This window comes from Streptomyces sp. NPDC055254 (genome assembly GCF_053606025.1).
Genome location: NZ_JBSGQV010000023.1, coordinates 1 through 23811, shown reverse-complemented (window position 1 = coordinate 23811; position 23811 = coordinate 1). Strand labels below are relative to the sequence as shown.

At 73.2% G+C, this 23811-nt stretch carries 19 protein-coding genes and 2 pseudogenes; 14 read left to right on the top strand and 7 right to left on the bottom strand.

The window, feature by feature from the left end; genetic code table 11:
* Position 1: 1 nt before the first annotated feature.
* On the bottom strand, positions 2–505 hold the full coding sequence (locus ACWFQ8_RS21505; RefSeq protein WP_453787859.1) for an SH3 domain-containing protein: 504 nt from the start codon (positions 503–505) through the stop codon (positions 2–4).
* Positions 506–861: 356 nt separating this feature from the next.
* Here ACWFQ8_RS21505 and ACWFQ8_RS21500 point away from each other — a divergent pair, with 356 nt between their 5' ends.
* Both ACWFQ8_RS21500 and ACWFQ8_RS21495 read left to right on the top strand, forming a co-directional pair.
* Positions 862–1236 carry a YbjQ family protein gene (locus ACWFQ8_RS21500; protein ID WP_453787858.1) on the top strand — a complete coding sequence of 125 codons (375 nt, stop codon included), beginning with the start codon at positions 862–864 and terminating at the stop codon, positions 1234–1236.
* 69 nt (positions 1237–1305) lie between these two features.
* Positions 1306–2739 carry a VWA domain-containing protein gene (locus ACWFQ8_RS21495; RefSeq protein WP_453787922.1) on the top strand — a complete coding sequence of 478 codons (1434 nt, stop codon included), beginning with the start codon at positions 1306–1308 and terminating at the stop codon, positions 2737–2739.
* A gap of 96 nt (positions 2740–2835) precedes the next feature.
* On the opposite strand, the gene ACWFQ8_RS21490 is transcribed toward ACWFQ8_RS21495, so the two are convergent.
* Positions 2836–3840 (bottom strand): EamA family transporter, encoded by a 1005-nt coding sequence (locus tag ACWFQ8_RS21490; RefSeq protein WP_453787857.1) that lies wholly within the window; start codon positions 3838–3840, stop codon positions 2836–2838.
* Positions 3841–3868: 28 nt separating this feature from the next.
* On the opposite strand from ACWFQ8_RS21490, the gene pdxR reads away from it, so the two are divergent.
* The 3 genes and pseudogenes from pdxR to ACWFQ8_RS21475 all read left to right on the top strand — a co-directional run bounded on the left by pdxR (position 3869) and on the right by ACWFQ8_RS21475 (position 7645).
* Positions 3869–5344, top strand: a complete 1476-nt coding sequence (pdxR, locus tag ACWFQ8_RS21485; protein WP_453787856.1) for a MocR-like pyridoxine biosynthesis transcription factor PdxR — start codon at positions 3869–3871, stop codon at positions 5342–5344.
* Positions 5345–5452: 108 nt separating this feature from the next.
* Positions 5453–5929, top strand: a pseudogene (locus ACWFQ8_RS21480) (MFS transporter); the annotation flags it as partial.
* 60 nt (positions 5930–5989) lie between these two features.
* Positions 5990–7645, top strand: a complete 1656-nt coding sequence (locus ACWFQ8_RS21475; RefSeq protein ID WP_453787921.1) for a beta-N-acetylhexosaminidase — start codon at positions 5990–5992, stop codon at positions 7643–7645.
* 35 nt (positions 7646–7680) lie between these two features.
* Here ACWFQ8_RS21475 and ACWFQ8_RS21470 read toward each other — a convergent pair whose 3' ends face one another.
* From ACWFQ8_RS21470 to ACWFQ8_RS21460, 3 genes are all read right to left on the bottom strand, one after another.
* Positions 7681–7995, bottom strand: coding sequence for a DUF3040 domain-containing protein (locus ACWFQ8_RS21470; protein ID WP_453787855.1), 315 nt, complete (start codon positions 7993–7995; stop codon positions 7681–7683).
* 129 nt (positions 7996–8124) lie between these two features.
* Positions 8125–8934, bottom strand: coding sequence for an endonuclease I family protein (locus ACWFQ8_RS21465; protein ID WP_453787854.1), 810 nt, complete (start codon positions 8932–8934; stop codon positions 8125–8127).
* A 171-nt stretch (positions 8935–9105) separates the two neighbouring features.
* Positions 9106–9918 carry a glutamate ABC transporter substrate-binding protein gene (locus tag ACWFQ8_RS21460; protein ID WP_453787853.1) on the bottom strand — a complete coding sequence of 271 codons (813 nt, stop codon included), beginning with the start codon at positions 9916–9918 and terminating at the stop codon, positions 9106–9108.
* A 393-nt stretch (positions 9919–10311) separates the two neighbouring features.
* Here ACWFQ8_RS21460 and ACWFQ8_RS21455 point away from each other — a divergent pair, with 393 nt between their 5' ends.
* On the top strand, positions 10312–10866 hold the full coding sequence (locus tag ACWFQ8_RS21455) for a TerD family protein (RefSeq protein ID WP_453787852.1): 555 nt from the start codon (positions 10312–10314) through the stop codon (positions 10864–10866).
* Between the two features lie 267 nt (positions 10867–11133).
* On the opposite strand, the gene ACWFQ8_RS21450 is transcribed toward ACWFQ8_RS21455, so the two are convergent.
* Positions 11134–11742 (bottom strand): TetR/AcrR family transcriptional regulator, encoded by a 609-nt coding sequence (locus ACWFQ8_RS21450; protein WP_453787851.1) that lies wholly within the window; start codon positions 11740–11742, stop codon positions 11134–11136.
* 177 nt (positions 11743–11919) lie between these two features.
* On the opposite strand from ACWFQ8_RS21450, the gene ACWFQ8_RS21445 reads away from it, so the two are divergent.
* From ACWFQ8_RS21445 to ACWFQ8_RS21420, 6 genes are all read left to right on the top strand, one after another.
* A complete protein-coding gene (locus ACWFQ8_RS21445) occupies positions 11920–12834 on the top strand; it encodes a phosphatase PAP2 family protein (protein ID WP_453787850.1) in 915 nt (304 codons plus the stop codon).
* Positions 12831–13871 (top strand): DMT family transporter, encoded by a 1041-nt coding sequence (locus tag ACWFQ8_RS21440; protein WP_453787849.1) that lies wholly within the window; start codon positions 12831–12833, stop codon positions 13869–13871. The genes ACWFQ8_RS21445 and ACWFQ8_RS21440 overlap by 4 nt, the downstream gene beginning before the upstream one ends.
* Positions 13872–13900: 29 nt before the next feature.
* Positions 13901–14161, top strand: coding sequence for a GlsB/YeaQ/YmgE family stress response membrane protein (locus ACWFQ8_RS21435; RefSeq protein WP_453787920.1), 261 nt, complete (start codon positions 13901–13903; stop codon positions 14159–14161).
* A gap of 242 nt (positions 14162–14403) precedes the next feature.
* Positions 14404–16125, top strand: a complete 1722-nt coding sequence (locus tag ACWFQ8_RS21430) for a peptide-N4-asparagine amidase (RefSeq protein ID WP_453787848.1) — start codon at positions 14404–14406, stop codon at positions 16123–16125.
* 27 nt (positions 16126–16152) lie between these two features.
* Positions 16153–17838, top strand: coding sequence for a serine/threonine-protein kinase (locus tag ACWFQ8_RS21425; RefSeq protein WP_453787847.1), 1686 nt, complete (start codon positions 16153–16155; stop codon positions 17836–17838).
* A gap of 653 nt (positions 17839–18491) precedes the next feature.
* Positions 18492–18656 (top strand): hypothetical protein, encoded by a 165-nt coding sequence (locus ACWFQ8_RS21420; protein WP_453787846.1) that lies wholly within the window; start codon positions 18492–18494, stop codon positions 18654–18656.
* Between the two features lie 138 nt (positions 18657–18794).
* Here the strand turns inward: ACWFQ8_RS21420 and ACWFQ8_RS21415 are convergent, their stop codons facing one another.
* On the bottom strand, positions 18795–19289 hold the full coding sequence (locus ACWFQ8_RS21415) for a ricin-type beta-trefoil lectin domain protein (RefSeq protein ID WP_453787845.1): 495 nt from the start codon (positions 19287–19289) through the stop codon (positions 18795–18797).
* Positions 19290–19473: 184 nt separating this feature from the next.
* Here ACWFQ8_RS21415 and ACWFQ8_RS21410 point away from each other — a divergent pair, with 184 nt between their 5' ends.
* Both ACWFQ8_RS21410 and ACWFQ8_RS21405 read left to right on the top strand, forming a co-directional pair.
* A complete protein-coding gene (locus ACWFQ8_RS21410) occupies positions 19474–22386 on the top strand; it encodes an AfsR/SARP family transcriptional regulator (protein WP_453787844.1) in 2913 nt (970 codons plus the stop codon).
* A 28-nt stretch (positions 22387–22414) separates the two neighbouring features.
* Positions 22415–23551: pseudogene (locus tag ACWFQ8_RS21405) on the top strand (IS1380 family transposase); the annotation flags it as partial.
* Positions 23552–23811: the final 260 nt, after the last annotated feature.

Sequence of the window (23811 nt, the reverse complement as noted above, 5' to 3'; positions counted from 1 at the left end):
GTCAGCGGCAGTACTTCACCGTGCTGCGGTTCTGGACGTAGCGGGCGGAGACCCAGCGCTCCCGCTCGTAGCGCGCGCGGTCCTCGTCGTCGGAGCCGTTCTCCCGGCCGCCGTCGTCCCAGCCGCCGTTCTCCTGGTCGTTGTCCTGCCCGTTCTCCTGGTCGTTGTCCTCCTCGTGCAGGCGGTACCACAGACGGTTCCCGTCGACCGCCTGGCCGTACTTCTTGCACTCGATCTCGACCTTGCGGTTCGGGTAGACCTGACCGACGATCCGCGCCCGCGTGGTCGGCTCGCTGCGGACCTTGAGCGGCCCGCGGGAGACGACCTTGCCGATGACGTACCGGTCGTACGCGGCGGCCTGACCGGCGGCGACACCGGTGACCGCTGCCCGCGACGGGGTGTCGACGACCGGATTCTCGTCGGCGACGGCGACGCCCGCCCCGACCAGACCGAGCACCAGGCTTCCGGTGGTGAGAGCGAGGATGGTCCTGGTGGGCTTCAGCATGAGCCGGCTCCTCTACGAAGACATCCGCCCGGCCGCGGCGCGCGGCGCGGGGCGGCGACCTGGCGGTCGCCACGGACGACTATGGCGACGCGAGGGCGCGCGATCCCGATGACTCACCGCGATTTAGCCCGAAATGCTCAATCCGTTCTGCCGCCGAACGGCCGAGCGGACGCATCGGCGCCGCCCGCCGCCCCGTCTTCGTACCCGGCACCCGTAACCCGTCGTCCGCCGCGCGGCCGGTCCCCGGCTGCGCCGGTTCGGCCTGGTCGCGCCCGTGTCCGAACCGCACGAGACGCCCGGGCCCGCCCGGCCCCTCCCGGATGCGCGGGGCGCCGCGCCGCGCGAGAGTGGGTGCCATGGGTATCGAAGACTACGGCGGCGGCGCCGGGGCGCATCAGAGCGGCGTCCTCGTCGTGACGACCAACGACGTCCCCGGCTACCGGGTCGAGCAGGTCATCGGTGAGGTGTTCGGACTCACGGTGCGCTCCCGCCACTTGGGCAGCCAGATCGGCGCGGGCCTGAAGTCGATGATCGGCGGCGAGTTGAAGGGACTCACCAAGACGCTCGTGGAGACGCGCAACCAGGCCATGGACCGGCTCATCGAGCAGGCGAAGGCGCGTGGCGGCAACGCCGTCCTGATGATGCGCTTCGACGTGACCGACGCCGCCGACGTCGGGACCGAGGTGTGCGCGTACGGCACGGCCGTCGTGCTGGTTCCCTCCTCCACCTGAACCCCGGTCCGCACGGACCACCTGTGCGCCGGGCGCCCGGCGGGCAGACTGGATGCCGTGACGACGACACTGAACAAGGGCGCCAACGTTGCGGTCGCGGCGATCAGGGTCAGGGCCGTGCTCGGCTGGTCGGCCGGGCACGGCGTACCGGACGTGGACGCGTCCGCCCTCCTCCTGACGGGAGGCGGACGCGTCCGCTCGGACGCCGACTTCGTCTTCTACAACCAGCCGAACCACCCCTCCGGGGCCGTACGCCACCACGGCAAGCGGCCCGGCGCCGACACCGTCGAGGTCGATCTGGGCCTGCTGGAGCGGGACATCGAGCGCGTCGTCCTCTGCGCGTCGGCGGACGGGGGGACCTTCGGACAGGTGCCCGGCCTGAACCTGCGCCTGCTCGACGCGGTGTCGGGGGCCGAGCTGGCGCACTTCGCCATGGAAGCCGGCACCGAGACCGCGTACGTGAGCGGTGAGCTCTACCGGCGGGCGGGGGCGTGGAAGTTCCGGGCAGTGGGGCAGGGGTACGCGAGCGGACTGGCCGGTCTGGCCACGGACTTCGGCATCAGCGTGGACGACGCTCCGGCGGTGCCGCAGCCCACCCGCGCGGGCGTGCCCGCGCCCGCCTCGCGGCCCGTGCCCGTCGCGCCGGCGCCGGCCCCGCCCGTCACTTCGGCGCCCGCCCCGCCCGTAGGGACGGCCCCGCGCGCACCGGCCGCCGCCCCCGGGGGCCCCGCCGTCCGCATGGCCAAGGGCGAGGAGCACCTGCCGCCCGACATGCGCGAACGCCTGTCCTTGCGCAAGCGGCAGGTGGCGGTCAGCCTCAGCAAACAGGGCGTCACGGCGCTCACCGCCCGGGTCGTCCTCGTGCTGGACGCGTCCGGCTCCATGGCGGCCCACTACACGCGCGGCACCGTCCGGGGCGTGGCCGAACGGATGGCCGCCGTCGCGGCGCAGCTCGACGACGACGGCCAGATGCAGGCGTGGACCTTCGCCTCCCAGCCCGCGCGCCTGCCCGACCTGGTGCTCGGCGAACTGCCCGCATGGCTGCGCCTGCACGTGCGGGTCGGGCAGTTCAGCCTGTTCGGCCGCAAGAAGCCGCCGAAGGGACTGGAACCGGGCCAGGTGGACATGCGCTCCGTCGGCATCGGGAACGAGGAGCAGAAGGTGATCGCGGAGGTCCGTGCCTACGTGCGCGCCCACCCCGTGCCGGATCCCACGCTGGTCCTGTTCTTCTCCGACGGAGGGGTGTACCGCAACGCCGAGATCGAGCGGGAACTGCGGGCGGCGGTGGAGGAGCCGGTGTTCTGGCAGTTCATCGGCCTGGGGCAGGCCCAGTACGGGGTGCTGGAGCGCTTCGACACCCTGCCCGGGCGGCGGGTCGACAATGTCGGCTTCTTCGCGGTGGACGACATCGACAGGATCTCCGACCCGGAGCTCTACGACCGGCTCCTGTCGGAGTTCCCGTCCTGGATCCGGGCCGCCCGGCAGGCCGGCATCCTGCGCTGAGAGCACTCACGGGGACGGGCGCCCCGACCGGGACGTGCGGGACCCCCGAGCAGCCCGCCCGCCCCGACCACCGCACCCCGTCAGGGACCCTGTGCGTCACCCGGCCCCGCGCGGTTCCCCGTGCCCGGTCCGCGGTCGTTCCCCGCGTCGGGAGCCGGGCCGACCGCCGCGCCCGTCGACCGCGCTCGTCCCGGCGGCGGCGTTCGCCCGTGCGCTCCCGGCCGGGGCCCGGCGCGGCGGGCGGAGTCCCAGCGCGAGGCCCGCGACGACCACGGCCAGCCCCAGCCACACGGCGGGGGCCGGTGCCCCGCTGCCCGTGAGCGCCACCGCGCCCGCCGCGGCCAACGGTGCGACACCGGTGAGCAGTCCGGCCCGCCCGGCGCCCACCGCCGCCACCGTCCGGTACCAGAGCAGGAACGCCACCGCCGTCACCAGCACGGCCAGGTATCCGGTGGCCGCCCACTGCGCCGTGCCGAGCGCCCCCAGCTCGGCCGGCCGTTCGAAGGCCACCGTGAGCCCCGCCAGCATCACCGCCCCCAACCACACGGCGTGCACCGAGACCCCCCACGCGCCGTGCCGGCGCAGTACCGGCACCGCGAGCAGCGTGAACCCGGCCTCGCAGGCCAGCGCGAGCGCGGCCCACGCCACCCCGGCGGCGTCCGTCCGGCCCGTCCCCTCGACCAGGACCGCCCCGGCGACCACCACGGGCGCCGCGCACAACACCTGGCGACTGGGCCGCCGCCCTTCCAGGAACGGTCCGAGCAGCCCCAGCAGGATCGGTACGGAGGCCACGGCCACGGCGATGACGGCCGGTTCGGCGTGCGCGACCCCGCGCACCACGGCCACGTTGAACAGCACCAGCCCCGTGGCCGCGATCCCGGCCAACCACAGCCACTCCCGGCCGCGCGGGCGCAGCACCGGTACCCCGGCCACCCGGGCCAGGGCGAGCAGCAGCAGCGCGGCGGCCGCGTACCGGACGGCCTGGGGGCCGAACAGCGGGGCGTCGACGAGGGTGCTGGACACGGTGACGCTGCTGCCGACCAGCGCCATCCCGATGATGCCGGGTGCCAGGTCCCGGAAGGCAGAGGATGTGTGCTCCATGCCTCCACCCTGGGGCCACAATGGACCCATGAGCAGGTCCAAAGGAGCCCGGTCCCAGGGGTCCGATCCAGATCCCGCCGCCGGATCCGACTTCCTCCAGCTCGACATCGGCCAGGCCCCGCCCGGCGGCCGTACCGACTGGCTGGCCGGCCGGCTCCGGGCGGCCATCGCCGACGGAGTCCTACCGGTCGGCAGCCGCCTGCCCGCCAGCCGTGTGCTCGCCGCCGAACTCCGCGTCTCGCGCGGGCTGGTGACCGAGGCGTACCAGCGGCTGGCGGAGACCGGCCAGGTGTCCGGTCGCGGCCGAGGCGGCACGGTCGTGGTCGCGGCGCCGACGCCCGCCCCAGCGCCGTCCGGCACCCCGGAGCGCGGCGGCCCGGTGGACGCGTTGCGCGCCGTACCCTGCCGGATCGACCTCTCGCCCGGCGTTCCCGACCTGACCGCCTTCCCGCGCACGGCCTGGCTCCAGGCGGAGCGCCGGATCCTGAACGAACTCACCCCGGCCGACTTCGGCTACGGCAATCCGCAGGGCGCCCCCGCGCTGCGCGAGGCGGTCGTAGGCTGGCTGGCCCGGAACCGGGGCATCCGCGCGGACCCCGACGACGTGGTCGTCGTCGCGGGCGTGGCCCAGGCCCTGGGGCTGCTGGCCCACGTGCTGCGCGAGGAGGGTGTCCACCGGGTGGCCGTGGAGGACCCGGGCTCGCTCGGCGCCCGACAGCAGTTGGAGTACGGACGGATGGAGACGGTACCGGTACGGGTGGACGGGGCCGGGCTGGACGTCACCGCCCTGCGGGCGAGTGGCGCCGGGGCGGTACTGCTCACCCCGGCGCACCAGTTCCCGACCGGTGTCGTGCTCGACGGCGAGCGCCGCCGGGAGCTGCTCGGCTGGGCCGCCGCCGGAGGAGTGGTCGTCGAGGACGACTACGACGCCGAGCACCGCTACGACCGCGCCCCCGTCCCCGCGCTGCGCGCCCTGCTGCCCGAAGGGGTCTGCTACGCGGGGAGCGTGTCCAAACTGCTCGCCCCCGCACTGCGGCTCGGCTGGCTGCTGGTCCCGCCGCGCCTGCGCGACGCCGTCCTCGCCGCGAAGCGCTACGCCGACCTCGGCAATCCGGTGCTCAGCCAGCTGGTCCTGGCCCGGCTGATGGACTCGGGCGAACTGGAGCGGCACCTGCGGTTCGTGCGCCGCCGCCACCGCCGACGACGGGACGCGATGCTCGAAGGCCTCGCCGAACGGCTGCCGTCCGCCCGCGTGCACGGAGCGGCGGCGGGCCTGCACCTGATGGTCACCTTCGACGGGGCCGGTTTCGAGGACACCGCCCTGGCCTCGGCAGCCCTGGCCCTCGGCGTCAAGACCCACCCGCTGTCCTGGCACCGCGTCAGGCCGGGACCGCCGGGCCTGGTCCTCGGATACGCGGCGGGATCGGCCGGTGAGATCGAGGAGGGCGTCGGCGTCCTGGCGACGGCCCTGGCGGGCCTCGGCGCCGGGGCGCGGCGCCGGTGACCGCCACCCGCGGCACCGCACGGCGCGGCCCCGCACCGGACCCGCGTGGACCGGCGAAAACGTCATTGTCGCCGCCGCTGCCCGGGCCCGGTCCGAGGACGGCGGTTCGGCATGGTCGCCGGCAACCTGATCGGGGGCCGCTACGCGGACCGGGCGCTCATGCCGATGCTGTACGTCACCCTGGGCGCACTGGCCCTCACCCTGGCCCTGTTCACCGTCACCGCGCACATCAAGGCCGGCGCCGCCGTCACCGTCGTCCTCATCGGCGCCCTCGGCTTCGCGACCGTACCGCCGCTCCAGAAGCGGGTCCTGGACCAGGCCGCGAACGCGCCCACCCTGGCCTCCGCCGTCAACATCGGCGCCTTCAACCTCGGCAACGCCCTCGCCGCGTGGCTGGGCGGCCTCGTGATCGCCGCGGGCTTCGGCTGGACATCGCCGAACCGGGTGGGTGCGGCCCTCGCCGCCTCCGCGCTGCTGCTCGCCCTCGTTTCCGGCGCGCTGGAGCGGCGTACGACGGCCCGCGCGGCCGGCGGCGGCCGACGCGTCGCGGACGGCGCCCCCGCAGCCCTCGACGCCCTGATCTGACCCCCCGGTCGCGCGTCCGTGTCCCCCGTGCCAGGTTGGTACGGGGGACACGGACGCATGATGAGGAACAGGAAGCGGTACACGAGGGTCCACGTCATCGCGACGGCCACGGTCGCCGCGCTGGTCACCCTTGCCGTGCCCGGCTGCACGGCGGCCTCCGACGAACCCGGCGCCCCCACCTCGCCGGCCAGTGCCCCGGCCGCCTCGGCGCGCGCCGCCGCGCCCGGCGACCTGACCGTTCCGAGTGCCGCGACCGGCCCGAGCGATCCCGTACCGAGCCCGTCCCACCCCCTCTCGACCGCCCCGCGCACCGTCCCGGCCGTACGCGAGCACACCGCCGCCCGGGGCCCCGGCTGGAAACCCGCCCCGGGTGCCCGCGTGGTCGTCGCCCAGGGCGATACGGCCGCGCTGTCCGACGAGGGCCGCCTGCTGGCCGGCGAACTGGGACTCGCCTTCGCCGACGCGCAGGCACCCCGGTCCGGCGACGTCGAACTCGACCTGGGAGCGGCGGGCTCGGGACCTGCCGAGTCGTACACGCTCTCCGTGGGCGACGGCCGGGTGCGCATCACGGCGCCCGACGAGGCCGGGGTCTTCTACGGGACCCGAACCCTCAAGCAGGCGGTGAGCAACGGCGGTTCGGCCCCCGAGGGCACCGTGCGGGACGGGCCCGCCAAACCCCAGCGCGGCCTGAACCTCGACATAGCCCGCAAGCACTTCACCCCCGCCTGGATCGAGGACCGGCTGCGGGAGATGGCCGACCTCAAACTCAACCAGCTCGGCCTGCACTTCTCCGACGACCAGGCCTTCCGGATCGAGTCCGACAGCCATCCGGAGATCGTCTCCACCCCGCACCTCACCAAGGCCCAGGTCAGAAGCATCACAGCGCTCGCAGCCCGCCTCCACATCACGGTGGTCCCGGAGATCGACTCGCCCGGACACCTCGGCGCGGTCCTGCGCGCCCACCCGGACCTGCAACTGCGCGACGTACGGGGCAAGGCGATCGCGGGCGCGGTCGACATATCCAATCCCGCATCGGCCCGGCTCATCGACGAACTGCTGCGCGAGTACCTGCCCTTGTTCCCCGGCGGGGCCTGGCACCTGGGCGCGGACGAGTACCAGGCACTCGTCGTACGCGACCCGCAGGCCTCCTTCCCCCAGCTCACGCGCGCGGCCCAGCAGCGGTACGGACCGACGGCTCGGGTGCAGGACCTGGCGACGGGCTGGCTCAACGACCGCGCCGACGTCGTGCGGCCGTCGGGCAAGTCGCTCAAGGCGTGGAACGACGGCTTCTTCCGCGGCGGGGTGGCCACCGCCGCCAAGGACATCCAGGTCGAGTACTGGACGGGCAAGGAGATAGGCGCCCGCCCGCCGCTGGAGTACCTGCGCGAGGGCCGCAAGCTGGTCAACCTCAACGACGAGTACCTGTACTACGTGCTGGGCGAGCCGAACCAATTCACCTACCCCACCGGCCGGCGGATCTACGAGGAGTGGACCCCGCTGGTGCTGCGCGGCACCTCCGCCGTGCCGGCCGGGTACGGGGACCAGATCCTGGGCGCCCGTCTGGCCGTGTGGTGCGACCTGGCCGGCGCCCAGACCCAGGCCCAAGTGGCCGCCGGCATCGGACTGCCGCTGGCCGCGCTCTCCCAGAAGGTCTGGGACGAGCGCCCGCCGCGGATGCCCTGGGCCGAATTCAAGGCCCTGGCCGACCGCCTCTGACCACGTCTGACCGCCTCCGACCGTCCTGGCGGTCCTCAGGTCCGGTCGGTCGCCGAACCCCGGCCCCTGTTCTGCCAGCGCCGATGGATCCACTGCCCGATCAGCGGCAGGGCCGTGAACACCGTCAGGATCCAGGCGGCGGCGAAGGCCCAGATCAAGCCCTGCGCCACCGTGACCGAAGCCGCGACCAGCAGCGCGACCGTCACGGCAGCGAGCAGGCAGGCCGCCGTGACGCGGTTGCGCCGACGGGTGGACCGCAGGATCCGGTCGAAGGAACGATCACTTTTGAGTTGGGCTTCGATCGCGGAGAGGGCGCGCTGCTCGCGGTCGGAAAGTCCGGCTCCGTCCATCACGACGTACCTCCGTCGGCTGTTTCCGCCGGGCGCGGTCCGCAGCCTCTGGCCTGCGAATACCCGGCCTGGAACGGCCCAACCCCCGGCGGCCCCCGCGCCCGCCCCGCACCTCCCGACGACCCGCGGTCACCAGATGGAGGCGACCCACTCCGGGTGGTCGATGAACGGGTTCCGATTGTGCTGGTAGGTATCGAATATGACCTGGTTGCGGCGCTGCTCGAAGGCGTCCGGCGGGTCCTGCTGGTGCCACTGCTTGAGTACGCTGATCCGGCCGTGCGCGGGAGCCGAACCGTTGCTGACCTTGTCGTTGAGTTCCAGGTTCGCGAAGCCGTCGCCGCCCTCGTAGCGGACGGCCATGTAGAGCAGCATCCGCGCCACGTCGCCCTTGACGGCGTTGCGCGGCTCGAAGGAGTCGCTGTCCGTCAGGCTCCCGGGCGCCTCGGCGACGGGGCTGCCGCCCTTGTCGAAGTCCTTGTTGCCACGGGTGCTGTTGACCGTGACGTCCTCGGGGCGCAGGTGGTGCAGGTCGGTGCCGGGCCCGGTGGCCGTTCCGAAGTCGCCGTGGCTCTTGGCCCACACGTGTTCGCGGTTCCAGTCGTTGGCCCCGCCGCCGTTGGTGGCCTTGGACTGGGAGCGGCCGGAGTAGAGCAGGATGACGTTGTTCGGGTTCGCCGGGTCCTGGTCGGTGACCTTCAGCGCGTTCCACACGCCGTCGTAGGAGACCTTCGACTGGTTCCTGATGATCTGGTGCAGGGCGGTCTTCAGCGCGGCGCCGGTCTTGCCCTCGGCGCTCGCGTAGTAGGAGTCCGCCGAGGCGGCCGCGGCGGCGTGGGGGGCCGCGGTCCGCTGCTGTCCGGCGGACGCGGCGGCCGGTACGGCGAACAGCGCGGCCGTCGCGAGGCCGGCGGCCCAGGGAGTCAGGCGCGAGATTCTCATCTGTGGGGGTACCTCTCCACACGCACCGTCCCCGCCCGGGGAATTGGCGGGGTGTCAGGTGGCAGAGCGAGGTTCACATTGTCATGTGCCCAACAGGTGAAAACCACGTGTCGGCAGTGCGGATCTTGTTCGGGGATCCGTGATCCGTCCCGGCCGCCGCGTGGAGGGACGTCAGTTCGTCACGGTGAGCGGCGGGGCCGGCTCGTACTTGTAACCGGGGCCGAAGTTCTTCTTCACGGCCTGCTCCCAGGAGCCGTCCTCCACCATCTTCTTCAGGGCGGAGTTGACCTTGTCGCGGAGCTCCGTGTCGCCCTTCTTGAGGCCGATGCCGTAGTTCTCGTTGCTCATGGCCAGGCCGGTGAGCCTGAACTTGCCCTCGTTGCCCTTGCGGGCGGCGTACCCGGCCAGGATGGCATTGTCCGTGGTCAGGGCGTCGACGATGCCGTCCTGGAGGGCGATGAGGCACTCCGAGTAGCCGCCGAGCTCCAGGACGCTGGCCTTCGGGGCGAGGCGGTTCTTGACGTTCTCCGCCGAGGTGGAACCGCTCACCGAGCACAGCTTCTTGGTGTTGAGGTCCTCGGCCTTGGTGATGCTGTTGTCGTTGGCACGGACCAGCAGGTCCTGGTGCGCGAGGAAGTAGGGGCCGGCGAACTCGACCTTCTCCTTGCGCTTGTCGTTGATCGAGTAGCTCGCGGCGACGAATTCGACCTCGTTGTACTGGAGCAGCAGCTCGCGGTCGTTGCTGTAGACCTGCTTGAACTCGATGCGGTCCGGCGCGTAACCGAGCTCCTTGGCCACGTACGTGGCGACGTCCACGTCGAAGCCGGAGAACGTGCCGTCCTCCTCGCGCATGCCGATGCCCGGCTGGTCGAACTTGATGCCGATGGCGAGCTTCCCCTTGACCTCTTCCTCGCCCAAGCACCCGGAGGTGGTGAGCGCGATGGCGATCACTGCGGCGACCGCACCGGCCTGGGGAACCTTCATGCTGCACTCTTTCCTCGGGTACGCGGGGCGCACCGCCGGAGCCCGTCCAGCGGTGGCTGGGGGAAGGCGCCGGCGCGCGGGGAACCGCGGAACGTGGGGGTACGTCGTGACACGTGTACGAGGAAGCTAGGAAGGAGACGGCCGCACCGTCACTAGATCTGAGTAAAATTTGAGGATAACGATCCGGTTCCGTCGAAGGATCTTCGGTTGAACCGGGTCCGAGCGGGGCAAGGGGCCGAGCCCCGCCGGGACGCGGGGGCTCGCCGCGCGGCGAGCCCCCGGCCCGGCCGGGCCGGCGGCGAAGTGGCCGGTAACGTACGGTCGTTCGGGCGGGAAGCCCGGGCCGCGTGGGAGCATGGCGGGGCAAGATCTGGTGAGTGGAGGGGGAGATCGGTGACCGGTGTACGCAAGGGCCTGGCCAAGGTGGAGGTCGCGCTGAGGTGGGACCCCAGCCCCGCCGGGACCCCCGCGAACGATCTCGACCTCGTCGCCGCGGTCTACGCGGCCGCGGACCTCCACGGGACCCCCGTCCACCTCGTGCACTTCGGCAGCCGGTCGCCCGACGGCACCATCACCTTGAACCGGGACAGCCACACCGGCCAGGGCTTCGGCTTCGACGAGGTGATGACCCTCGAACTGAACCGGATGGGGGCCGAGCTCCAGCGCGTCGTGGTGGGCGTGGTCATCCAGGACGCCGGCGGGTCGGCCGGGCCGGGGGAGCCCCGGCGCAAGACGTTCGCCGACATCGGGGGCACGGGGATCCGGATCCGCGAGGGGCACACCGATCTGGCGCAGGGCGACTTCGCGTCCGTGCCGGGCTCCACCGCCGCCACGATCGCGGAGTTCACGCGCGACGCCTCCGGCGCCTGGTCGCTGGACTCGGCGGACCTGCGCGGTTCCGACGCGGATCCGGAGGAGTTCGCCCGGACCATGGGCATCCGCCGCTGACGGACGCCGCCCGCCGGCGGACGCGGGCATCGGCGGACGCCGCCGACCGGGTGCGGTCCCCGCGGGGTCCCGGCCCCGGTCATGCTGTCGCCGCCGCCGCCGCGCCCGGTGAGGCCGCCGCGGCCGGCATCCGGATCCGCCCGGATCGGGCGGCGGCCGCTCGGCGTGCGAGTGACCGCCGCCCGGTCCGGGCGGTGCGCTGCCGCCGTCCCCACGAGGCAGCGCGGGCCGGCCGCCGTCAGGTCATCGTGACGGCGGTCGGCCGGTTCAGGGGGCCCGGGGCGGGGTGAGTCCCAGGGAGGGGAGGATGGCCGCGTCGATGAACCGGAGCAGGTAGTCGGCGTCGGCGAAGCGGCCCTCCAGTACCGGCAGGATGCGTACCAGGCCCATGAGCTGCGCGGGCAGGAACTCCACGGCCGGGTGGTTCGCGCGGATCTCCCCCCGCGCGACGGCCCGCTCCACCATCGCGTCGAAGGCCGCGAGCTCCGGTTCGACCAGGGCCGTGCGCAGGGCCGCCTGCAGCTCCTCGTCGTCGAGCGCGGCGTGGCCGACCGCCTGCATGAGGCGGGTGTCGCGGCCCGAGGTGCAGGCCGCGATCCGGGCAGCCTCGCGCAGGTCCTCCGCCAGCGTCCCGTTGTCCACCGCGACGAGCGTGCCCCGCCGGCCGGCGCGCAGGGCCGCGGCGACGAGCTGGGGCTTGGTCTTCCACTGCCGGTAGAGCGTGGACTTGCCGCAGCTGGCCCGCGCCGCGACGCCCTCCATGGTGAGGGCCTCGTACCCGTCCTCGCGCAGCTGCTCCAGGACGGCGTCGTAGAACTCCTGCTCCCGCTCCGGGGTGATCTTGGAGCGGCGCCCGGGGGGCGGCGTCGACGTCATGGGGTGCGGCTCTCCTCGGAGGCGGCTCGGCGGTGTCTTCCGATACGGAAGTGTACGGGAACGCGAGCGTATCGGTACACCTGCGTATCGATACGCGAATGTATCGATACACTGGCGTGTCGATGAGTGCGCAACGTCCCTCCGGACGTTCGCCGGGAGCAGGAAGGGGGACGGGGGATGACCACCTCTCACGCCGTACCCGGCGGCCCGGGAGCCGGCCGGCCTGCCGCGCGCCGCCGCCTCGTACAAGAGCTGCTGCTCGTCGTGAGCCTGTTCACCGTGTACAAGGCGGGCAGGGCGTTCTCCACGGGCCGCACGGGCGAGGCCTTCCGCAACGCGGACTGGATGCGCGACGCCGAACGCGCCCTGCACCTGCCCGGCGAGGGCGCGGTGCAGCGTCTGCTGCTGCACGCGGACCCCTTCGTGTACGCGGCGAACACCTACTACGCGGCGGTGCACTTCCCCGCGACCGCGTGCTTCCTGATCTGGCTCTACCTGCGCCGCCCCCGGCACTACCTGTGGACGCGCCGGGTGCTCGCCGTGCTCACCGGTGCCGCGCTCGTCCTGCACCTCGCCTTCCCGCTGGCGCCCCCGCGGCTGCTCGGCGACCCACAGCTCGTCGACACCGGCCGGCTCTACGGACCCACCGTCTACGGCGCCGCCCCGGCCGCCGACGGCATGGCCAACCAGTTCGCGGCGATGCCCTCGCTGCACTTCGGCTGGGCCCTGATGCTCGCCCTCGGGATGATCGCCGCCAGCGGCTCGCGGTGGCGCGTGCTGTGGCTGCTGCACCCGCTGGTGACGCTGCTCGTCGTCGTCGGCACGGCCAACCACTACTGGCTCGACGCGATCGTGGCGACCGTCCTGCTGGGGGCGGCGCTGCTCCTGGTGCCCCGGCCGGCGGCCGAGACCGTCCCCGACGCGGGCCCGGCCGCTCCGGTCGCCTCCGGCGTCGTACGCGTCCCGCCGCCCGCCGGCGTCGGGGCCGGCACGGGCGCCGGGGCGCGGTCGGGCACCGAGGCCGGGGTCGAGGCGGGGGTCGGGGACGGCGCCGAGGCCGGGGCCGAGGCGGGGGTCGGGGTCGGGCCGTGAACGCCACCCTTCTCGCGGTCGTGCTCTGCCTGGCCTCGGCCGTGGCCTACGCGTCCGCCGCCGTCGCCCAGGAACGCCTCGCGCGGGCGTCCGCCGACACCGCGCGCGAACGCGTCTCCCGCAGTGCCGGCCGCCTCCTCGGCTCCGGCGCCTGGTGGTGGTCGGCCGGCCTGAACACCGCCGCCGCCCTGCTGCACGCCGCGGCCCTGCGGTACGGACCGCTCACCCTGGTGCAGCCGCTGGGCGCCCTCACCCTCGTGGCGGCCGTGCCGCTGGGAGCGCGCCGGGCCGGGCGGCGCGTGGCGCCGACCGAGTGGCGCGGCACACTGGCCACCGTCGCCGGGCTCGGCCTGCTCCTGCTCCCGGCCTCCGGTCCGGCCCCCGACGACACGCTCACCCTGGCGGAGGCACTGGCCGTGTCCGGGGCGACCTCCGCGGCCGTCCTGCTGCTGACCGTACGCACGGACCCGGGCTCGGGGCTGCGGCACGCGACGGCGTCCGGGCTGGCCTCCGCCGCCGCCTCCGCGCTGACCCAGACCGTCGCCGTGGCCGCCGGCCGGGGCGGCGCCCTGCTCAGCGCGCGGGTCGGCGTGGTGGCGCTGCTCGTGGTGGTGTTCGCGGTCGGCGGGATGCTCCTGTCGCAGCGGGCCTACCGGGGCGGTCTCGGCGCACCGCTCGCCGTGGTGAACCTCGCCAATCCACTGGCCGCCGCCGCCATCGGCACGGTCCTGCTCGGCGAACGGCTCCAGGGCGGCGTGCTGGGCCTGTTGCTCGCCGGGGGCGGCGCCGCCGCCGCGGCGCGCGGGGTGCTCCTGCTGACCCGGACGCCTTCGAGCGCCGCGGCCGGGGAGGCTCCCGCTCCGACGGCGGCACTGGCACCGGCCCCGGCACCGGCCCGCCCCGCGCCGCCCCTACCCGTACCGGTGCGCACGGCGACGGCCGTCGGCGCGTTCGCCCCGGCTCGCACGGTCCCGCCTCCGCCGCCCGGCGGAAGAACCGTTTCGGCCGGGACCGCGTCCTCATGGGAGAACGCGTGAACGACCGAACGGAGTGACCTGGCACGGGGATCGTCGGCTGGATCGTCCTGGGACTGCTGGCGGGAGCCGTCGCCAAGGTGCTGCTCCCGGGCCGGGACCCGAGCGGTCTGCTCGGAACCACCCTCGTCGGTGTCGCAGGCGCCTTCACCGGCGGCCGGCTCTCGGCGAAGTTCCTGGACCGGCCGATCCGGACCGAGTTCTTCGACCCCGCGACCTGGGGCTCCGCCATCGGGGGCTCCCTGGTCCTGCTCATCGGCTACCGCATCCTCTTCGGCCACTCGCGCGACTGACGGCGCCCGCCGCCCGCTCGCCGGCCGCCCCACCCCGTCGTGGCCCGGTCGCGGGCGCCGGTGGGGGGAGAGGCCGGGCGGGCCTGATCGTCCTCGGCGCCGGTTGTCTGCGACGCCACACCGCTTCCACGCCGCCGGCTTCGCCCGGCCGGGGTCCGTCCGCCGCCGAGGGGCGAGATCGCGCCAGAGTGGGAGTACGGGCCCTGGCGGCGGGCCGGTGGGGCCGGTTTCACTGCGGGGCCATGAGACGACACAGGATCACGGGCCTGCTCGGCGCGATCGCGCTGGCGGCGGGCACCCTGGCCGGCGCGGGACCCGCGAACGGCGCCACCGCGCCCGAGTTCGGCGGCCCCGTCAACACCCCGACCGCATCCGGCGGTTCCGTCCCCGGTCGACCCGGCACCCTGCCTCCCGCCGTGCCCGGCGCCCAGCGGGCGGACGAGCCGCCCGCCGAGTTCGGCACCGACTGGCACGACCCCCTCACCCCCGCCCCGCCCGTCACCCGGCCCGCGACCCGGTCCTGCCAAGTGACCCTGGCCGAGGCCCAGTTCAGCGACTTCACCCCGTACCGGGGAAGCTACGCACCCCCCACCGCCTGCGGCGCCGCCCCATGGGCCAAGGTGGTGCTCCGCCTCGACGGCAAGGTCAAGGGCCGTCAGTACGACCGCCTCGGCAACCTCACCCTCGGCGGTGTCGAGGTCCTGCGCACCTCCACACCCCAGCCGTCCCCCGACGGGATCACCTGGTCCGTGGAGAAGGACGTCACCCGCTACCGCGACACCCTCGCCCGCCCGCAGCCCGTCGAGATGCTCATCGGCAACGTGGTCAACGACACCTACACGGGCGTCATCGACGTCGTGGTGACCCTCACCTTCTACGCCGCCGAGGGCCGCACCGCGCCCGCCGACACCCCGGACCGGGTCCTCCCGCTCACCTCCCCGGAGGTCGTCACCCCGCGCAACACCGAGCGGCTGCTGGCCGAGGTGTACGCCACCGGTTCGGGCGGCGGCTGCGAGGAGTACTGGTACATGACCGTCCCCGATGCCGCCCCGTACTCCTGCAAGGCCGCGGGCGGCCCCTACCGCGAGGTGCGGGTCTCCGTCGACGGGCGCCTCGCCGGCATCGCCGCGCCCTTCCCGACCGTCTGGACCGGCGGCTGGTCCAACCCCTTCCTCTGGTACGTGACCCCCGGCCCGCGCGCCTTCGACGTCCAGCCGATCCTCTACGACCTCACCCCCTACGCCGCGCTCCTCAACGACGGCCGACCGCACCGCATCGACGTGTCCGTCGCGGGAGTACCGGCCGGGCAGAGCGGTTGGAGCACCCCCACCAACCTGCTGCTGTGGCAGGACGAGGGCCGCGCCGTCGTCACCGGCGCCCTGACCCGCCACGAGGAGAGCGCCCCCGCGGGCTCCTCGCGGTGGACGCCGGCCGGACCCGGCACCGAGCACCGCCTCGACACCGAGGGCGGTCACCGGCTGACGGTGGCCGGGCACCTGAACACCTCCCGCGGCAGGGTCACCACCACCGTCACGCGCGCCGTCCGCAACACCTCCGTCCACCGCTGGACGGACGGCGAGGACCGCGACGCGCTCACCGCGAGCTGGACCGACGAGGAGAGCGTGACGCGCGGGGCGACCACCACCCGGACCGCGCGCACCTACACGATGGACGGCGAGAGCACCCTCGGCGCCGGGGACCGGCTGCGTACGGTGCTCTCCCTCGGGGACCGCTCCGACACCGTCACCCTGCGCGGCGCCCGACGGGTCGGGGCCACCCGGCTGGACAGCACGTACACCGGCGACGCCACCTACACCGCGAACGTTCCGCGCGACCAGCGCCACGCCGTCGCCGGGACCTCCGCGCGCCACCAGGTGTACGGGTCCGCGGTGCATGGCGGGTGTTACGACCGTACGATCTCCACGGTGCAGGGCACCGTCACCGCGGACCGCTTCGGCTGCTGACGGTGCGGGCACCTACGATGACCGGCCATGGACACGAGTGAGGCCGGCAGACAGCTGATCGACGGGCGTTTCGAGCTGGTGGGGCCCCTGGGCAGCGGCGGTATGGGTACGGTGTGGCGCGCCCGCGACATCGCTTTGCACCGCGAGGTCGCCCTCAAGGAAGTGCGCCCGCCGGACCCGGCGACCGCCGCCGCCCAGCCCGGTCTCACCGTCCAGCTGCGCGAGCGGGCCGTGCGCGAAGCGCGCGCCCTCGCCCGCCTCGCGCATCCGCACGTGGTGACGATCCACCACATCGTGGAGCCCGCGGCCGGGACGGACGGCCACCCGTGGATCGTGATGGAACTGGTCAAGGGCGGTTCGCTCCACGACCGGCTGGCGAACGGGCCGATGCCGGTCGCCGACGTGCTGAGGCTCGGCCTCGACGTGCTCTCCGCCCTGCGCGCCGCGCACGCGGAAGGAGTGCTCCACCGTGATGTGAAACCGGCCAACGTGCTGTTGCGGCCCGAGGGCGGGGCCGTGCTGACCGACTTCGGCATCGCGGCCCTGCACGGGTCGACCGGGCTCACCTCGACCGGGGTGCTGATCGGGTCGCCGGAGTACATCGCGCCCGAGCGCGTCCGGGGCGAGGAGGGGCTGCCCGCCTCCGACCTGTGGTCGCTCGGCATGCTGCTGTACGTGGCCGCGGAAGGCGTGCACCCGCTGCGCCGGGCCACCAGCCTGGCCACGGTGGTCGCGGTACTGGACGAACCGATCCCGGCGCCGGTCCGGTCCGGGCCGCTGGCGCCCGTACTGGAACGGCTCCTCGTAAGGGATCCGGCCGTGCGCCCCGACGGAGCGCTGCTGGAACAACTGCTCCGGGACGCGAGCACTGCTCTCGCGGGGGCCGCCGCCGGCCCGTACGCGCCGCACGCGCAACCCGTCCCGCAGGGGCCGCAGCAGCCGTACGGGCAGTACGGTCCGCCGGCGACCGCGACGGGCCCGACCTCCGTCCCGTCGCCGTACGGCACGGGTGCCTCGCCCTACACACCCACCGCGCCCCACCCCGCGCCGGCCGTGCGCCGCCGCCGGGCCCTGTGGGCCGCGGCCCTCGTGGCGGTACTGGCGGCCGGCGCCGCCGGTCTCGTCCAGTGGCTGCCGGACGGCAGCCACTCCGAGGGCGGCGCGAAGGCCGGCCCCTCCGCGACGCCCGCCGTGCCCACCTCCGCCGGCGCGGTCCTCACCCCGAACGCCACGGTTCTCAAGACGCCCGCGCCCAGGGCGAGCGCGCCCCGGGGCAGCATGCTCACCCCCGCCAACATCCGTACCGCCCTGGAGGCCTTCAAGCAGCAGACCGGCACCACCACCTTCGTGGACCTCAAGGTCTACGACGGGTACGTCATCGCCTCCATCCCCACGGCCGCCGGCGCCGAGACCGTCGACTCCTGGCAGTACCGCGACGGGGCCGCCAAGCGCACCGGCCCCAGCGGCACGGTCGAGGAGGGAGAGCCCCTGATCGACATGACCACGGTCGCCTGGGACGCCCTGCCCGGCCTGCTGGAGCAGGCGCAGAAGGACCTGGAGGTCCCCAACCCCACCTCGCGCTACGTCATCGTCGAGCCGTGGATGATGGACCAGGTCCCGTGCATGCGGCCCTACGTCAGTGACGAGTACGGCCGCGGCGGCTACGTCCTCGCCGGCATCGACGGCAGGGTGAAGAAGATCGTCCGCTTCTGAAGGCCAGTGCGAACCGGTGGTCGCGGTGGAGCCGCCCGCGGCACCGGCCGCGCGGGCGCCGCATCAGCCGCGACCGGGCCGCCGCCTCCCCCCGGGGGCGTGCGGCCCGGTCGCGTCCTCCCGGTACCGGATTCCGGGCTGCGGTTTCGCCCGCCCTCGCGGGGGGCCGGACCGCTGCCCGGAAGGGCGCTCTAGCCTCGCGCTTTCACGTCACGGACTGTCCGACTGGTGATCACGTAAGCAGAAAGTGCCTCTGACCAGCAAGAATGAGGATTTTCGAGGTTCTTGTTCCCGCCACCGTCGGAGGCACTTCCCAGGTGAAGGAGCGTATCGGGTCCTATCCACGTGTCCGCTTCGAGGGCGGCGGCCGGTCGGTGGTCTCCCAGGCGGGAGGCGTACTGCGTAACACGGGATGTGGATGCCATGACGAGAACAGTGAACGACACGACGTACTGGAAGCAACGGATGCGTCGCATCACGCTGTGGCTGGCCCTTCACGGCGTGGACGTGGGGCCCGCCTGCTGCCGTGGACGACCGACGACGGCCGACCGTGCTACCTCGCATTCGTCGAGGCCGGTGTCGCCCGAATCGCGGCGGCCACGGAGGCCAGTCTGTTGCGGTCGGGCCGGACAGTGCTCGCTCACGCCCGGGCGATGCGTACCGAGCCGGAGCTGTCCACCGTCGAACTGCGCGTTCTGGTGGCGCGATCGTACGAGGCGATGCACGACGCACTCACGGTCGCGGAGCTACGCGGTGCCCGCCTCGACGTCTCGGGGGACGGACCGGCCGGTCCGTCCCCCGAGTCTGCCCAGCCGTGACGTCACCGCGCAGGCGCCCAAGTGCCGAGGCGGCGGGACCGCGATGTCCGCGTACCGCTTGCCAAGAGCGCGAGCCGTCAGCGCGAGCCGAAAGTGCGAGCCGTCAGCGCGAGCCGTCAGTGAGGCCGGCCCCCGCACTCACGGGTTGATCGATCCCACCTGGGTGATCACCCAGCGGGACGCCGTCTCCTTGCTGTCCCGGAAGACGACCTCTTCCCCGACTGCTCCGCCCGCGTGCAGCCACTCCTGGCTCGTGACATGCACGATGGACTTCGGGCTGCCGGAGGTGGTGTTCCACTTCTGATAATCGCCGCCGTTGCACAATCCCGTGTAGACGTCCGCGCCGTTTCCGTCGAGGCAGTGCTTGTAGTGGGGGTTTTCGAAGACGCCGTTGATGACGGTCCACACCTGGCTCGCCCTGCGGTCACAGTTGCCGAGGACCACGTTTCCCTTGTTCGACGCGATGTTCGCCACCTGCAGGCAGGAGTTGCTGCTGTTTGCGTTCTTCACCTGGTAGATCGGCACCGGCGCCGCCGCCTGCGCCGAAGCCGGGGCGCCGGCCAGCAGCGTCGATCCCATGGCCAGCGCCGCCCCGGCGCCGGCGAGACGTGCGAAATTCTTCTTGTTTTCCATGTCTTATCCCCTTGAGTTCGGCGAATCGGTGGTTCTGCTCCCGGGTTGCCTCGAGACGTCCACAACCTCTCGCACGCCGTCCTCACGCCGTCCCCACCACGTCACCACCGGCCGGTGGGTGGGCGTTGCCGCGAACCCTGTGCTTTGATCTTCTTACTGGTGGCAAGGGGGAGAGGCCGGGAGGATGGACTTTCGCATTCTCGGTGCGCTGGACGTCCGGACAGGCTGTGAGCGGGTGCCGGTGCCCGGGGCGCGTCGCCAGCGACTGCTGGCAGCACTGCTGCTGGCGCCCAACATCGTGGTGTCGCTCTCCAAGCTCATCGAGATGACCTGGGACGACGAGCCACCCCCCACCGCCACCAAACAGCTGCGGAACTCCGTCTCGGCGCTGCGGGAATGCCTGGGTGACAGCGACCGGCGGCTCATCCTCACCGAGGAGCCCGGCTACCGCGTCCGCGTCGACACCGCCCGGCTCGACTCGCTCCGCTTCGCCGCCGGGGTGGCCGAGAGCCGCCGCCACGCCGCCGAGGGGAGACTCGAGCGGGCGGTCCAGCTGATCCGGCCGGCGCTGGGCCTGTGGCGTGGCCCCGCACTCGACGGGCTGGGCACGGCGGCCCTGGCCAGATCCGCCGCGCGGCTGGACGAGCAGCGGCTCAGCGCGCTGGAGCAGTGCGCCAGATGGCGGCTGGAACTCGGCGAGCACCACGAGGTCGTCGACGATCTGGCGGATCTCGTGCACGACCATCCACTGCACGAGGGCCTGCACGCCCAGCTGATGGCGGCGCTCGACCACTGTGGCCGACGCGCGGACGCGCTGGCTGTCTTCCACCGCCTCAGAACCCGCCTCGCCGAGGAACTGGGGGTCGGCCCCGGCCCCCGCACCCAGCGGCTGCACGAGCGGATCCTGCGCGGTGAATCCGGAGCCCGCCGGGTCGACCGGGTGCGGCGGGACGATCCCGGCGGGGCGACCGGAGCCCTGCCCGCCCCGAGGCCGCCTCAGCCCGCCACGCCACCGGTGCCCCGTCAGCTGCCACAGGCGATCCGCGACTTCACCGGCCGTGCCGACCACCTGGCGGCGCTCGACGCGCTGTTACCGCCCGCCGGCGGTCAGGCCGTGGTGATCTCCGCCCTCGACGGTTCAGGCGGCGTGGGCAAGACGACCCTCGCGGTGCACTGGGCCCACCGCGTCCAGGACCGCTTCCCGGACGGCACACTGCACACCAACTTGCACGGTTACGGGCCCGGCAGGCCCGCGACCCCGGACGAGGTCCTCGACGATTTCCTGGTCGCTCTCGGCGTACATCCGGCGGCGGTGCCGGCCGGGACCGGCGCCCGCTCGGGACTGTTTCGCACGCTGGCGACGGGGCGACGCATGCTGATCGTGCTGGACAACGCCAACAGCGCGGAGCAGGTCCGGCCGCTGCTGCCGGGAGCGCCCGGATGCATGGTGCTGGTGACCAGCCGCGACAGCCTGACCGGGCTGGTGGTCACCGAAGCCGCGTACCGGATCACCCTCGACGTGCTGTCTCCGGACGAGGCCTCGTCCCTGGTCGTGGGCATCATCGGCCCCGCTCGCGCCCAGGCGGAGCCGGCCGCGGTGGAGAGCCTCATCCGGCTGTGCGCGCGATTGCCACTCGCGCTGCGGATCGCCGCCGGGCGTGCCGCCGCGTACGAACATGTCGCCGTCGCCGACATCGCCGACGAGCTCGCCGACGAGGACTCCAAACTCGACGCACTGAGCTGGGGTCAGGATCCCTACGCCGCGGTCCGCAACGTACTCCAGTGGTCCTACGCACAGCTGCCGGCAGCGCAGGCGAGCCTGTTCCGGCGCCTCGGCCTGCATCCCGGCCCGGACATCTCCACACCCGCCGCCGCGGCCCTCGCGCGCCTGCCCCCACACACGACACGGCGACTGCTGCGGGCGCTGGCAGACGCGCACCTCATCGAACCGGTCGCGCACGACCGATACCGCTTTCACGATCTACTGCGCGCCTACGCCGGCGAACTGGCCGGTGCGCACGACTCCAAGGCCGAACGGGGACACGCTCTCGACGCGATGCTCACGTGGTACGCCCACACCGCGCACACCGCCGACCGTCTGCTCTACCCCACCTGCACCCGTGTGGTGACGAACCCCACCGAGTCAGCCCATCCACACCTCCTGGCCGGCCGTGACGACGCCTGGGCGTGGTTCACCGCGGAACGGGCCAACCTCGTCGCCGCCCTGCACCACGCTGTCGACACCGCCATGGACCGGTACGCACTGCACCTCGTCGACGCTCTCGGCTTCCTGGTGCTCATGGGCGGCTGGCAGGAGCGCGTCGACACCGCCACCGCGGCCCTGCACGCGGCGCGGCGCTCCGGCCGGATCGATCACGAAGCCAACGTCCTGCTCGCTCGTGGGGAGGCATTGGCACACCTCCAGCATCCGGACGCGGAGCGGGATCTCATCCGCGCCTGCGCCCTGGCCAAGGACGTCGGCAACAACCACATCCAGATCGCCGCCCGCACCGAACTCGGCCAGCTGCTGCGCCGACAGACCCGCCTCGTCGAGGCGCTGCGCCACTTCGACGAGGCGCTCGTGCTCAGCCGGGGCTTCGACACCGGGCGATGGGAAGCGGTGGCGGAAGGCAACATCGCCGAACTCCACGCTGACCTCGGCAACCCCCGCCTCACCATCGAGCACGGCATCCGAAGCGCTCGACTGCGCCGTCGGCTCGGCGACAGGGACGGTGAGGCATGCGCGCTCTCGGCCATCGCCAGGGGCATGCAGGGCATCGGCGACCATGACAGGGCTGTCGTCCTGTGCCGGCGCGCCGTCGACCTCGGTCGCAGGTCCATCGGCAGCCACGACGAGACACTGGCCTGGCCCTTGGCGGTCCTCGCCACGTCATTGGACGCCCTCGGGCGCGAGGACGAGGCCCTCGCCTGTCGACGAGAGGCCGCCGCCATCTACACCGATCGAGGCCTGGACGCCGAGGCGGACGCGATGCGGCAGCACATCCGACGCATCCGTACGGCAGATCCCGGGCCCTCCGGACCGCGACCCGTCGCCCACGCCCTGGCGGAAGCGATCGAGCGCGGGACGCGGCGATGAGCGCCCCGAGGCCACGCCTACTGCCGGCGTGCTGCGGGCCGAGCCGGCGGTGTTCGGCCCCGTCGCCTCGGACCCGACAGTCTCCCGCTTGCTCGATACTCTGGCTGCGGCCGGCCCGAAGGCCCTGACGGCGATCCGCACCGCCCGATCCGAAGTGCGGAACCGAGTGTGGCGCCTGGCCAAGCAGGCGGCCCCGGACGCCTCGGGGCAGGTGATCGTGGACATCGACGGGGTGCTGGTGCTGGCCCACTCCGACAAGCAGGACGCCGCCGCGACCTGGAAGAAGACCTATGGCCACCACCCGCTGATGGCGTTCGTCGACCATGGACGCCCCGGCTCCGGTGAGCCGGTCGCGGGCCTGCTGCGCCCTGGGAACGCCGGCTCCAACACCGCCGCCGACCACATCGAAGCCACTCAACTCGCGCTGGCTCAACTGCCGAAGTCCTACCGGCGTGGCCGGCAGACCCTGATTCGCACCGACTCCGGCGGCGGGACGCATGAGTTCGTCGCCTGGCTCGCCCAGTGCGGCCGGTGGTTGTCGTACTCGGTCGGGATGACCATCACCGATGCCATCCATACCGCAGTCCTGGCCGTCCCCGCCTCGGCCTGGACGCCCGCCGTGGAGCCGGATGGCGAGGTGCGCGACGGCGCCTGGGTCGCCGAGATCGGCGGCGACTGCTCGAAGGGCTGGGCGCAAGGCATGCGGCTGATCGTCCGCAAGGAACGCCCGCACCCCGCAGCACAGTTGCGTCTCACCGATGCCGACGGACTGCGCCTGACCTGCTTCGCCACCAACACTGCCGACGCCCCGATCGCCGCGCTGGAGCTGTGCCACCGCCAGCGCGCCAGGGCCGAGGACCGCATCCGCGCCGCCCGCGCCACCGGCCTTACCAACCTGCCGCTGCACGATGCCGCTCAGAACCGGACCTGGCTGGAGATCGTCCGGCTCGCGCTGGAGCTGCTGGCCTGGCTGCCGATGCTCGCGCTGACCGGCACCGCCCGCCGCTGGGAGCCCCGCCGCCTACGGCTGCGGCTGTTCTCCGCCGCCGCCCAGCTGATAACGACCAGCCGCCGCCGATACCTCCGCCTTGCCCGGCACTGGCCCTGGACCGAGATCATCACCGCCGCGTTCAAGCGCCTCGACGCCCTACCAAACCCAGACTGACCAGCAACGACCCCGCCCCGACGAAGCTTCACCGCACCCCGGAACCGTGGAAGCCGGCGCCCACCCGACGCGACAGCCGGGCTACCGGCCTGCCCCCACACCATCCGAAAACGAAACGAGTCACCAACAACAAGCTGATGACTCGTCACGAAAGATCGAGGCTAATACTCCAGCTGTAGATCGTGATCTTCATGTCTGCGTTGCGGCTTGTCGCCGGTAGTGGCTGGTCTGGGATCGGGCCTGATGGCGACGTCGCCAGT